The sequence below is a fragment of the Sphingomonas sp. ACRSK genome, from assembly GCF_022346685.1.
GTDB classification, from domain to species: Bacteria; Pseudomonadota; Alphaproteobacteria; order Sphingomonadales; family Sphingomonadaceae; genus Sphingomonas; species Sphingomonas molluscorum.
Genome location: NZ_JAKRNR010000002.1, coordinates 107,373 through 118,968, shown reverse-complemented (window position 1 = coordinate 118,968; position 11,596 = coordinate 107,373). Strand labels below are relative to the sequence as shown.

General features: G+C 68.0%; 10 protein-coding genes, 2 tRNA genes and 1 riboswitch. Of the genes, 4 read left to right on the top strand and 8 right to left on the bottom strand.

The annotated features are described in order from the left end of the window. Positions 1-245 precede the first annotated feature (245 nt). The 6 genes from MHZ35_RS01815 to MHZ35_RS01790 all read right to left on the bottom strand — a co-directional run bounded on the left by MHZ35_RS01815 (position 246) and on the right by MHZ35_RS01790 (position 3,365). Positions 246-322: transfer RNA gene (locus MHZ35_RS01815), tRNA-Asp, on the bottom strand. Positions 323-365: 43 nt separating this feature from the next. Then, the gene (locus MHZ35_RS01810) at positions 366-524 is read right to left on the bottom strand and encodes a hypothetical protein (protein ID WP_239434120.1); all 159 of its coding nucleotides are present in this window, start codon (positions 522-524) and stop codon (positions 366-368) included. Between the two features lie 13 nt (positions 525-537). Then, positions 538-614 (bottom strand) — tRNA-Asp (locus MHZ35_RS01805). Between the two features lie 21 nt (positions 615-635). Further along, positions 636-1,853, bottom strand: a complete 1,218-nt coding sequence (locus MHZ35_RS01800; RefSeq protein ID WP_239434228.1) for an AI-2E family transporter — start codon at positions 1,851-1,853, stop codon at positions 636-638. Between the two features lie 454 nt (positions 1,854-2,307). After that, positions 2,308-2,847 (bottom strand): hypothetical protein, encoded by a 540-nt coding sequence (locus MHZ35_RS01795; protein WP_239434119.1) that lies wholly within the window; start codon positions 2,845-2,847, stop codon positions 2,308-2,310. Next, complete coding sequence (locus MHZ35_RS01790) at positions 2,844-3,365, bottom strand: hypothetical protein (RefSeq protein ID WP_239434118.1); 522 nt, start codon at positions 3,363-3,365, stop codon at positions 2,844-2,846. Before MHZ35_RS01790 ends, MHZ35_RS01795 begins: the two co-directional genes overlap by 4 nt. Before the next feature lie 138 nt (positions 3,366-3,503). Between MHZ35_RS01790 and MHZ35_RS01785 the strand changes: the two genes are divergently transcribed. Beyond that, the gene (locus MHZ35_RS01785) at positions 3,504-4,199 is read left to right on the top strand and encodes an HAD family hydrolase (protein WP_239434117.1); all 696 of its coding nucleotides are present in this window, start codon (positions 3,504-3,506) and stop codon (positions 4,197-4,199) included. Positions 4,200-4,269: 70 nt separating this feature from the next. Here MHZ35_RS01785 and MHZ35_RS01780 read toward each other — a convergent pair whose 3' ends face one another. Then, the gene (locus tag MHZ35_RS01780) at positions 4,270-6,096 is read right to left on the bottom strand and encodes a DUF885 domain-containing protein (RefSeq protein WP_446741000.1); all 1,827 of its coding nucleotides are present in this window, start codon (positions 6,094-6,096) and stop codon (positions 4,270-4,272) included. 32 nt (positions 6,097-6,128) lie between these two features. On the opposite strand from MHZ35_RS01780, the gene MHZ35_RS01775 reads away from it, so the two are divergent. Beyond that, positions 6,129-6,932 (top strand): DUF2490 domain-containing protein, encoded by an 804-nt coding sequence (locus tag MHZ35_RS01775; RefSeq protein ID WP_239434115.1) that lies wholly within the window; start codon positions 6,129-6,131, stop codon positions 6,930-6,932. Between the two features lie 63 nt (positions 6,933-6,995). Here MHZ35_RS01775 and uvrB read toward each other — a convergent pair whose 3' ends face one another. Continuing rightward, positions 6,996-9,188 (bottom strand): excinuclease ABC subunit UvrB, encoded by a 2,193-nt coding sequence (gene uvrB, locus MHZ35_RS01770; protein WP_239434114.1) that lies wholly within the window; start codon positions 9,186-9,188, stop codon positions 6,996-6,998. A gap of 158 nt (positions 9,189-9,346) precedes the next feature. Here uvrB and MHZ35_RS01765 point away from each other — a divergent pair, with 158 nt between their 5' ends. Then, the gene (locus tag MHZ35_RS01765; RefSeq protein ID WP_132881973.1) at positions 9,347-10,159 is read left to right on the top strand and encodes a ferredoxin--NADP reductase; all 813 of its coding nucleotides are present in this window, start codon (positions 9,347-9,349) and stop codon (positions 10,157-10,159) included. A 213-nt stretch (positions 10,160-10,372) separates the two neighbouring features. Then, a riboswitch (SAM-I-IV-variant riboswitch) is annotated at positions 10,373-10,483 on the top strand. Positions 10,484-10,525: 42 nt separating this feature from the next. Further along, positions 10,526-11,590: a threonine aldolase family protein gene (locus tag MHZ35_RS01760; RefSeq protein ID WP_239434113.1), complete on the top strand. Its 1,065-nt coding sequence runs from the start codon at positions 10,526-10,528 to the stop codon at positions 11,588-11,590. The last annotated feature ends 6 nt before the right edge of the window (positions 11,591-11,596 follow it).

The window sequence follows — 11,596 nt, the reverse complement described above, 5'->3', positions numbered from 1 at the left end:
GGCCGGGGTCCAGTTCCGACGCCCTGTGACGTGGCGCGCGCGATTTCCCGGGCGCCCCCCCAACTGGGCCCCGGCCTTCGCCGGGGTACGATGTTGGCGTAATGGGGTAGCCTGAGCGGGTGCGATGCGCGGGAGAGGCCCGGACTTCGCCAAGGTGAAGGCGTTGCCCGGGGGCGGCCTTCGTTATGTGGGAGTGTTCGCAAGCGGCGGACCTTGCCATAGGCGGTTCTTCAAGACCGCTGCAATGGCGCGAGTGACGGGGCTCGAACCCGCGACCTCCGGCGTGACAGGCCGGCGCTCTAACCAACTGAGCTACACCCGCTCGCTTGCGAGGAGGCGGGCTCTAGGCGAGCGATCAGGGCCTGTCAAAGCCAGAATTGGCCGATTTCGCAATTTTCGCAAAAAAGTTTCGGAAGCGTATCGAAGGGCGACAATGCCGCGCGCAGGCGAGTGCCTGTGGGGTCGATGTCGCGGTATTCCAGGGGGAGTTTCGCAAGCGGCGGACCAGCCATCGGCAGCTCCAACGAACCGCTGCAATGGCGCGAGTGACGGGGCTCGAACCCGCGACCTCCGGCGTGACAGGCCGGCGCTCTAACCAACTGAGCTACACCCGCTCGCTTGCGAGGAGGCGGCCTCTAAGCGAGGGCTCCGGACCTGTCAACCGCCTTCCCGTCGGCTTTTTCGCCGGCGGGCGTGTTCCCGGCCTGAACCGGGGTGCCGGGCGGTGCGACGTCGTTCACGAGCGTGCCGTGCTCGAACAGGAAGCCCGCGATGTCGGGCTTGCCGGCCGCCTTCACGACCGTCTGGATGATGATGAGCAGCGGCACCGCGAGCAGCGCGCCGGGCGTCCCCCACACCCATCCCCAGAAGCTGAGCGCCACCAGGATCATGAGCGGGCTGATGGTCAGGCGATGGCCGACGATCAGTGGGGTGACGACATTTGCCTCCACCAGATGCGCTCCGACCATGATCGCCGCCGGCAGCAGCGCCCACCAAACGTCGGTGAAGGTCATGAGCCCGCCCAGCGCCAGCAGCGCCGCCGACAGGATGGGGCCGAAATAGGGAATGTAGTTGAGCACGGCGACGATGCCGCCCCACATGAGCGGTGTCGGCATCCCTACGAACCACAGGGCACCCGCCACCAACAGCCCGAGCGTGAGGTTGATGAACGAGATGGTGCCCAGATAGGCGGAGGTGAAGTCGACCACGTCCTGGATCACCCGCGCCGTCGCCATCGCGCCGCCGAAGCTGGTGCGGCTGGTGATCGCCGAGCGCCTGAGCCGCGTCCAGCCGGCGAGGAAGAAGTAGATCACCAGGATCGCGAAGAACATTTCGATCAGGGCCGAGGGCGCCGTGCTGGCGGTGAAATCGAGCAGCGACGCCGGGCGCTCGGTGGTAGCGCCCGTCTGCCGGACGGGCGTGTTCGCGACGTTGGCGAGCAGCTCGTTCACGAACCGCTCCAAGTTGGAATAGAAGTCGATCAGCGGCGCGATGTTCTGCTGCACGCGCTCGATCCGCTCGGGCAGGATCTCCGCCCAGCCCCAGGCCGGCAACACGATCGAGGCGATCGCGCCGTTGGCGACGACCAGGAACAGAAGCACGCACACGAAGGCGGCGAGCGGGGCTGGCAGCCGGCGGCGCTCCAGCCACTCGAGCAGCGGCACCAGCGCGATCGCGATGACGATGGCCGCGGTGAGCGGCAGGAAGAAGCGCGACCCCGCTTTCAGGGCGAACGGCAGGGCGAGGACCAGGCCGGCCCCCGCGATCAAGGTGAGCGCGGCGAGCAGGCGGTCGCGGCGCAGCTCTTCCTTGGGGGCGCCCTCCGCAGGCTCGGGCAGCGCCGGTTCTGCCACGGTCGTGGCGGAAGAAGGGGCGGGAACGGATTCGGCGATACCGAAATGGTCCAAGTGCGGATGTCCTTTCGGTCGCACCGTAGCGGCTTTCCCGACGCGTGTAATCCCGTCCCGCTCGGCGCGTGCGCCGTAGATATGAAAGAGGCCGCCGAGCCCCCGCAGGGGCCCGACGACCTCAAGCATGGTCAGCGGCCGGAAGCTCCAGCCCGGGAGACCATGCGAACCGCGTTACGCCGCCCGGTCATGCGACCGGGCCGCCGTTCAGCGGCGCGTCTCCCGAACGAACTGAACCGACCCCATTGCTGAACCATGAGACATCGGATCACCTCCTTTCGCTAGTTGAGCTAGAGCGTGACCGCTGCTGCGATCACGACCCGAATGTGTGACACCGCGCCCCTGCAAACAAGTCTTGTAATGCGCGGCAGATTCAACGACCTTCTTCCGCCTGCCCGGATCAGCGGCCGCGACAGGCGCGGATCACCGCAGCGATCGCGGGGTCGGCCGGCACGGCAAGGACCGGCCCCTCCCCCAGCGAGACGCCGATCGGGCCCTTCACCTTCTGCAGCGCGGCGAGGAAGCGATCGTCGATGCTGGCGCGTGCCTCCACCCTGCGGCCGCTCGCCACCACCGGATAGGAGGCCGCGGCCATGCCGGTCACGATCCGCAGCATGGCGCCCGCCTCGACAGTGCCGCTGCGCAGGAAGACGAGCTGGCGGCGTGGGGAGTCGCAGCGGAGCGCAAAGGCCCCCGTGCCGCCCGCGTCCACGAAGCGGGCGTTGCCCTTGCCCGTGTGCCATTGTCCGGAGGCGGGCGCGACGCCGGCCAGTTCGGGCGCGGGCAACTCGCCGGGCGCGAGCGCGCCGACGTCGATCGGCGCGGGCGCGGGCGCCGGTTCGGGAGCGGCTTGCGGCGTCGGGCTGGGCGCGGGTGCGGGCTGCTCGCTGGAACAGCCCGCAAGCGCGAGCGCGAGCAGCCCTGCCCGCCACCGCATCACCCGCGGCAATCCTCCGTCAGGCGCAGCACTTCGGCCCAGGCAGGCACGACCAATGCCGCCTGGCCGGGCAGTTCGACGATGAAGCGGCCGCGGCTGAAGCCCATCGCATCGAGCAACGGATCCTGCGCGGGAAGGGCGGCGGCGACCGTGCCCGCCCCCGCCGTCACCGGAAGGGTGCGCGCGGTGCTGGAGGTGCGGATCGTCAGCGCGGCGCCGGGCGCGGCGGCACCCGTGCGGGTTAGCGTCACCTGGCGGCGCGCCCGATCACAGCGGAGCGTCAGCACGGGTGCGGCGCCGGGGGTGCCGAAGGAGGCGACGGAGCCCTGCCCGTCCTGCGCATAGCGCCAGTCGCCGCGGGTGACCGGCCAGTCGCGCCAATCCCCCACTGGCGGCGGCGCCGGCGGTGCGACGGGCGCAGCGGCGACCGGCGCGGGCGGCGGAGCTGCCGGCGGCGGTTCGGAGGGACGGACGCACTGGGTCAGGACCAGCAGGGGCAGGATGAGGACGACGCGACGCATGTCCGGCTTATGGGGGAAGCCGGCGGGCGGCTCAACCACCCGTCCCTCCCCGCGCGGCGAGCGGTTCGCCGCAGATGCGGTTGGCCCCGTTCGTCCGACGCATGGCGCGGGCCGGCCGGGTTGCGCTATCCGGACGCCATGACGATCAAGCTCATCTGCCTCGATGCCGACGACACGCTGTGGCACAACATGCGGCACTTCCACGCGACCGAAGCGGCGCTGCTCGCGCTGATCGAGCCGTTTGCGGCCCGCGACATCGCGCGAGAGCGGCTGAACGCCTGCGAGGCGCGCAACCTGAAGCTCTATGGCTATGGCGCCAAGGGCTTCACGCTGTCGATGATCGAGACGGCCATCGAGCTGGCCGACGACCCGCTGCCGAAGGCGGTGATCGCCGACATCCTAGAGGCGGGACGTGCGCTGCTGTCCCACCCCGTCGAGCTGTTCGAAGGGATCGCCGACACGCTCGAACAGCTGGCAGACCGAGGCCGTCTGGTGCTGGTGACCAAGGGCGACCTGCTCCACCAGGAAGCGAAGCTCGCCGCATCGGGACTCGGTGATCGGTTCAGCGGGATCGAGATCGTCAGCGACAAAACGGCCGACACCTTCCGGCGGCTGTTCGCCCGGGAGGGCGTCGCGCCGGAGGAGGCGGTGATGGCCGGCGATTCGCTGCGGTCCGACATCAACCCGGCGCTGGACGCGGGCGCCTGGGCGGCGTTCATCCCGCAGGAGGGCGCCTGGTCGCACGAGCACGCACCGCTGCCCGCCGAGCACCCGCGCTTTTGCCAGCTGCGAAACCTGGCCGAACTGCCGGGGTGGATCGACGCGATCGCCTAGCTCGGCTGCATCCCGGGCGTGAGCGGCACGACGGCAGCGCCGTTGCCTATCCCGCGCCGGGACGTTCGCCTCAACCGCGCTTGGAGGCGATCCAGCGGTCGATCTTCTGCTCCAGGATGTTCATCGGCAGCGAGCCCGTCATCAGCACCTGCGCGTGGAACTCCTTGAGATCGAACTTCGCACCCAGCGCCTGCTCGGCCCTGGCGCGCAGCTCCAGGATCTTGAGCTGGCCGATCTTGTAGGAGAGCGCCTGGCCCGGCATCGCGATGTAGCGCTCGACCTCGCTGGTGGCGTCGGTGCGGCCCATCGAGCTGTTGTCGAGCATGTACTTGATCGCCTGGTCTCGGGTCCAACCCTTGGCATGGATGCCGCTGTCGACGACCAGCCGCATCGCGCGCAGCATCTCGTCGTTCAAGCCACCGAAGCGCTGGTAGGGATGGGTCTCCATGCCGAGTTCGTCCCACAGCGTCTCGGCATAGAGCGCCCAGCCCTCGACATAGGCGGTGTTGCCGCCGAAGCGCATGAAATTGGGAAGCTCGGCATTCTCCTGCGCAAGGCTGATCTGGAAGTGATGCCCGGGCGCGCCCTCGTGCAGGTACAGCGTCTCCTGCCCCCAGGTGGAGCGCGACGGCAGGTCGTAGGTGTTATAGTAGAAGATGCCCGGCCGCGATCCGTCCGGCGCGCCCTGCATATAGGAGCCGCCGGCGTCCGTCTTTTCGCGATAGTCGGGCACCGGGCGGATCTCGAGCGGGGTCTTGGGTAGCGTCGAGAAGAGCTCGCCCACGCGGGCGTCCACCCGCTTGCCGATCGCATAATATTCGTCGCGCAGCGCCTGCTTGCTGGCGGGACGGAACTCGGGGGCCGTGCGCAGGAACTCGAAGAAGGCCGGGAGCGTGCCCTTGAACCCAACCTGGGTCTTCACCGCCTCCATCTCGCGGTGGATGCGCGCCACTTCGCTGAGGCCGAGGGCGTGGACCTCGTCGGCCGACAGCGGCAGCGTCGTGTTCTGCTCGATCAGGAAGGCGTAGAGCTTGGGGCCGCCCTTCATGTGGACGAGGCCGACGCCCTCGCGGGCAGCCGGCAGATATTCCTTGGCGAGGAAGTCGCGCAGGCGCTGGTAGGCCGGGCGGATTTCGTCGCGAATCACGGCGGCCGTCTCGGTGCGCAGCTGCGCCTGCTCGGCCGCCGGAATGTCAGCCGGGAACGCCTTCAGCGGCGCATAGAAGGTCGAACCCTCGACGCCCTGGGCCAGCTGCAGGTCGAGCTGGTCGATGACGTTGCGCACCACCAGCTTGGGCTGGACGACTCCGGCCGCCATGCCCTGGCGGAAGCGGCCGATCGCGGCGTCCAGAATCTGGGCATAGCGGTGATGGCGGCTGATGCTGTCGCGATAATCCTTCACCGTCTTGAACGGCGCCGCGCTCTGGCCCGAGGCGAGATCGGGATAGAAGGTGTGGATGCCGGTGAAATGGTCGATCGGACGCACCACCGACAGCGGCAGGATGTCGGGGCCGAGTGCCCGCAGCCCGAGTTCCGTCTGCCAACGGAACACGTCGTAGGCGAGCTGGTCGGTGGCCGAGAGCGCCGCGCGATCGATGCGCCGCAGCTGCGCCAGGTCCTTCTCGCCGGCCGCCCGCTCCGCGTCGAAATAGGCGTCGCTGATCATGTCGCCGAGCTGGTCGGCATAGCGCATGTCGCCGCGGAACAGCGCGTTGAGCGGATTGCGGCGGAGATTGTCCTCGTCGCTCTGCTTAAACAGCGCATGGAGGGCCGTCGCGGCGTCCACGGGCGCAGCCTCGGGCGCGGCCACGGAAGGCGGCGAAGAGGCAAGCGGCGGAGTCGTGGCGCAGCCTGCCAGAAGCGCCGCAACCGAAGCGGCGAGAAGTCGAACGCGCAAGTGGATCCCCCCAATACAACTGTGTTGCAGGGATGCAGCACCGCACCGGCCGAGGCAAGCGCCGTTCGGAGACCGCCCGCCTCCGGCGAGCGCCGTGGCTGTTCATCCCCGTTGTCCGCGAGACGCTTTGGGCGCAGAGGGGCAGTGCCGAGACCGGCAGGAGGCCCGAATTGCGTTTTTCCGTTGCCCTGGCGCTTGCGTTGGCGGCCACTGCCACTCCGGCGGTGGCGCAGGAGCACGACGCGCAGCTGTGGCTGACGGCCAACGCCTCCACCGAGTTGCGCGAAGGGCTCAAGCTGGAGCTGGAGACCAACCAGCGGTTCAGCGATGACAGCGGCGAACTGTACGAGAGCCAGTATCTCGCTGCACTCACAGTCCAGGTCGCGACGGGGGTGACCCTGACCGGCGGCCTGAACCGGGTGGTCCGGCCGCGCGACGGCAAAGTTCAGAACACCGAATGGCGGCCCCGCCAGCAGATCGGGTTCGCGATTGCAAAGCTGGGTTCAGGTCAGCTGGCGGGTCGCGTTCGCCTGGAGCAACGCTTCCGAAGCGACGACAGCGAGACGGGGCACCGGGTTCGTCCCGAAATCACCTACACCCTGCCCGTCTATCGCGACGTCAAACTGCGGCTGGCGCACGAAAGCTACTTCAACCTCAACAGCACCGGCTTTCAGGACCGGGGACATGAGCGGATGCGCAACTGGGCCATCGCGACCGTGCCCGTCACGAAGAACCTCAGCGCGCAGCTCGGCTACATGAACCAGTATCGCTTCAACGACGAGGACCCCGACGTCATGGAGCACGGGCTGATGACGGCTCTGTACGTGACGTTCTGACGAGAAGGCCGGCGCGCGGCCATCGCTTCGGCCGCGTGCCGCCTCTCCCGCGCCAGGACCCGGCTACGCCCGCCGGTGGCTCATGCGCGTCTTCTGCTGCTTGCCGTAGCGCGTCTTGCGCGTGCCCGGCTTGCCCTCGTTGGAGCGGCCCATCACCGGCGCCTTGTGCTCCGCTACCGGGAGGCCGAGTTCCTCGTTTTCCAGGCTGCGGATCTCGTCGCGCAGGCGCCCGGCTTCCTCGAACTCCAGGTTCGCGGCGGCCTCGCGCATCTTCTTTTCCAGGCTCTCGATGTACGACCGCAGGTTGTGGCCGACCATGTGCGGCCGTTCCTCGTCAATCTCGACCGTGACCTGATCCTTGGACGCGACATGAGCGATGATGTCGCCGATGTTACGCTTGATCGTGGTCGGCGTGATGCCGTGCTCGAGGTTGTACGCCTTTTGCTTTTCGCGGCGGCGGTCGGTCTCGGCGATCGCGCGCTCCATGCTGCCGGTCATGCGATCGGCGTAGAGGATCACGCGGCCTTCGACGTTGCGCGCGGCGCGGCCGATCGTCTGGATGAGCGAAGTTTCCGAACGGAGGAAACCTTCCTTGTCGGCGTCGAGGATCGCGACCAGCCCGCATTCGGGAATGTCGAGACCCTCGCGCAGCAGGTTGATGCCGACCAGCACGTCGTACACGCCCATGCGCAGGTCGCGGATCAGCTCGATGCGCTCCAGCGTCTCGACGTCGGAGTGCATGTAGCGGACCTTCAGACCCGCCTCGTGCATGAACTCGGTCAGATCCTCGGCCATGCGCTTGGTGAGCGTCGTCACCAGCGTGCGATAGCCGGCCTGCGCGGTCTTCTTCGCCTCGTGGATCAGGTCGTCGACCTGTTCCTCGACCGGCTTGATCTCGATCGGCGGGTCGATGAGGCCGGTGGGGCGGATGACCTGTTCGGAAAAGACGCCGCCGGTCTGCTCCAGCTCCCAGCCGCCCGGGGTCGCGGAGACGCAGACCGTCTGCGGGCGCATCGCGTCCCATTCGTTGAAGCGCAGCGGCCGGTTGTCGATGCACGACGGCAGACGGAAGCCGTACTCCGCAAGCGTGATCTTCCGCCGGTGGTCGCCCCGGGCCATGCCGTTGACCTGGCCGATGGTCTGATGGCTCTCGTCCACGAACAGCAGCGCGTTTTCGGGGAGATATTCGAACAACGTGGGCGGCGGCTCGCCCGGCAGGCGGCCGGTGAGGAAGCGCGAATAGTTCTCGATGCCCGCGCAGCTGCCGGTGGCGGCGATCATCTCCAGATCGAAGTTGGTACGCTGCTCCAGCCGCTGGGCTTCCAGCAGCTTGCCCTCGGCGTGCAGCTCCTTCAGCCGCTCGGCGAGCTCGTGCTTGATCGCCTCGCTTGCCTGCTTGAGCGTGGGCCCGGGCGTCACATAGTGCGAGTTGGCGTAGACGCGCACGGAGTTCAGCTCGGCAACCTTCTTGCCGGTCAGCGGATCGAATTCGGTGATCGCCTCGATCTCGTCGCCGAAGAAGGTGATGCGCCAGGCGCTGTCCTCATAGTGCGAGGGGAACAGCTCCAGGCTGTCGCCGCGCACGCGAAAGGCGCCGCGCTGAAACGCGGCGTCGTTGCGCTTGTACTGGAGGGCGACGAGCTTGCGCACGATCTCGCGCTGGTCGACCACCTGCCCTTTCTTCAGGTCGAAGATCATCGCCGAATAGGTCTCGACCGAACCGATGCCGTAGAGGCACGACACCGAGGCAACGATGATGACGTCGTCGCGCTCCAGCAGCGAGCGCGTGGCGGAGTGGCGCATCCGGTCGATCGCCTCGTTCACCGAGCTTTCCTTCTCGATGTAGGTGTCCGACCGCGGCACATAGGCCTCGGGCTGGTAATAGTCGTAGTAGCTGACGAAATATTCGACCGCGTTCTCGGGGAAGAAGCTCTTGAACTCGCCATAGAGCTGGGCGGCCAGGATCTTGTTGGGTGCCAGGATCAGCGCCGGGCGCTGAAGCGCCTCGATCGTCTTGGCCATGGTGAAGGTCTTGCCCGAGCCGGTGACACCCAGAAGCACCTGGTCGCGCTCGCCCGCCTGTGCGGCGGCCACGAGTTCCGCGATCGCGGTCGGCTGGTCGCCCGACGCTTCGTACTCGGAGACGAGCTTGAACGGCTTGCCGCCCTCCACCTTGGGCGGGCGTGCCGGACGGTGGGGCACGAACGAGGGGCCGGTTTCCGGCTCGGCAAGGCTGGTGCGGATCTGGATCGCCATAGGTCCCCAATATGGGGATGCGGTGAAGCAGCGGCAACGCGGGGCACAAGCTTTGCTTTGGTTGACCGGGCGCCGTGCAGCCCATAGTGCGATGCCCTCGCAACAAGCCCAGGCAAGACGAACCGCGCCTGTCCAGACGCGGCTGAAGGAAGAAGTGCATGACCGACGTCCGCGAACCCGTGCTCATTCCGGAATCCAAGGCGTTCCTGAACGCCAAGGTGCTGTGGGTGCGCCATTGGAACGACCGGCTGTTCTCGTTCGCGGTCGAGCGCCCGTCGAGCTTCCGCTTCCGTTCGGGCGAGTTCGTGATGATCGGGCTGCCGGGCGAGACCAAGCCGATCATGCGCGCCTATTCGATCGCCAGCCCGCATTATGCCGAGGAGCTGGAGTTCCTGTCGATCAAGGTCGAGGACGGCCCCCTCACCTCCAAGCTCCAGCTGATCCAGCCTGGCGACGAGGTGTACCTGGGCAAGAAGCCGACCGGCACGCTCGTCACCGACGCGCTGACCGGCGGCAAGCGGTTGTTCTTCTTCTCGACCGGCACCGGCCTGGCGCCGTTCCTGAGCCTCGCGCGCGACCCGGACGTCTATTCGATGTTCGATCAGGTGATCCTGGTGCATTCGGTGCGCCAGGTGAGCGACCTCGCCTATCACGACGAGCTGGCGTCGCGGCTGGCGGACGACCCGCTGGTGTCGGAAGAGGCGCAGGCGCAGTTCCACTATATCCCGACCGTGACCCGCGAGGCGTTCCGCAACACGGGCCGCATCAACGACCTGATCGAGAGCGCCGCGCTGTTCGGCGAGCCGGTGCAGGGCCCCAAGAAGCTCGATCCGGAGACCGACCGCATCATGCTGTGCGGCAGCATGGCGATGATCCGCGACTTCGCCGCGATGCTGGAGGGCATGGGCTTCGTCGAGGGTTCCAACGCGGCGCCCGGTCAGTTCGTGATCGAGCGCGCCTTCGTCGACTGATGATAGGGCGGCGGTCGGCTTTGAGACGTCTCGCCCACAGGTGAATCATCGGTCCCCGGCGCAGGCCGGGGTCCAGGTGGGGGACGGACGTTGTGTTTCGTCCCCTCACCACCGGCTTCCCAACCGGGCCCCGGCCTTCGCCGGGGTACGGGTTGCGCTCGTGATGGGCGCCGCCGCCCATCTTGCCGCAGCGCAGCAGGCTTGCTAGAGGCGCGCCAGCATCGAGAGTCGGGGCGACCCCGACACCAACCTGCTCCCGAGCAAGGTGGTGCCTTCGCGCTTCGCGGGAAGGGATGTGGCCGGTCGGCAAACCACGGGACCCAAGCCACGCGTCGCACCGACTCTCCAACGAGGTACGACAAAGGCATGACCCAAGAACCCCAGCAGTTCGCCAGCGACAACTACGCCGGCATTTGTCCCGCGGCATGGGCGGCGATGGACGAGGCCAATCGCGGCTATGTGCCCGCCTATGGTGAGGACCCGTGGACGCAGCGCGCCTCCGACTCGTTCCGCACGCTGTTCGAGACGGACTGCGAGGTATTCTTCGCGTTCAACGGCACCGCGGCCAATTCGCTGGCGCTGGCGGCGCTGTGCCAGTCCTACCACAGCGTGATCTGCTCCTCCTCCGCCCATGTCGAGACCGACGAGTGCGGCGCGCCGGAGTTCTTCTCCAACGGCTCCAAGCTGCTGGTCGCGCAGACCGAGGGCGGCAAGCTGACGCCCGAGGCCGTGCGTGCGCTCGCGACCGGGCGCTCCGACATCCACTTCCCGAAGCCGCGCGCGGTGACGATCACCCAGCCGACCGAGACCGGGCAGGTCTATTCGCTCGACGAAATCCGGGCGCTGTCCGCCACCTGCCGCGAGCTGGGCCTGCGCCTGCACATGGACGGCGCGCGCTTCGCCAACGCCTGCGCGGCGCTCGGCTGCTCGCCGGCCGACATGACGTGGCGCTCGGGTGTCGACGTGCTGTGCTTCGGCGGCACCAAGAACGGCATGGCCGCGGGCGAAGCGATCCTGTTCTTCGACCACGCCCTCGCCATCGACTTCGACTATCGCTGCAAGCAGGCGGGGCAGCTTGCCTCCAAGATGCGCTTCCTGGCGGCGCCTTGGGTCGGCATGCTGGAAAGCGGCGTGTGGCTGAGCAACGCCGCGCACGGAAACGAGTGCGCGCGGCGGCTGGCAACGGCGATCGCCGACCTGCCGGGCATCGAGCCGATGTTCCCGGTCGAGGCGAATGCGGTGTTCCTGCGCGCGCCGGAGGCGGTGCTGGAGGGGCTGCGCGCCCGCGGGTGGCGCTTCTATACCTTCATCGGTGGCGGCGCGCGCTTCATGTTCGCGTGGGACGCGGACCTAGGGCGAGTCGACGCGCTCGCCCGGGACCTGCGCGCGGCGGTGACGGAAGCGAACCGCGGCGAGACGCTCGCCGCCTGAGAGGCG

Bases quoted from the DNA above. Each gene is read 5' to 3' on its own strand.
- MHZ35_RS01785 (WP_239434117.1), top strand. From the start codon at position 3,504: ATGACGATCAAGCTCATCTGCCTCGATGCCGACGACACGCTGTGGCAC.
- MHZ35_RS01760 (WP_239434113.1), top strand. From the start codon at position 10,526: ATGACCCAAGAACCCCAGCAGTTCGCCAGCGACAACTACGCCGGCATT.
- MHZ35_RS01765 (WP_132881973.1), top strand. From the start codon at position 9,347: ATGACCGACGTCCGCGAACCCGTGCTCATTCCGGAATCCAAGGCGTTC.
- uvrB (WP_239434114.1), bottom strand. From the start codon at position 9,188: ATGGCGATCCAGATCCGCACCAGCCTTGCCGAGCCGGAAACCGGCCCC.
- MHZ35_RS01790 (WP_239434118.1), bottom strand. From the start codon at position 3,365: ATGCGTCGCGTCGTCCTCATCCTGCCCCTGCTGGTCCTGACCCAGTGC.
- MHZ35_RS01775 (WP_239434115.1), top strand. From the start codon at position 6,129: ATGCAGCACCGCACCGGCCGAGGCAAGCGCCGTTCGGAGACCGCCCGC.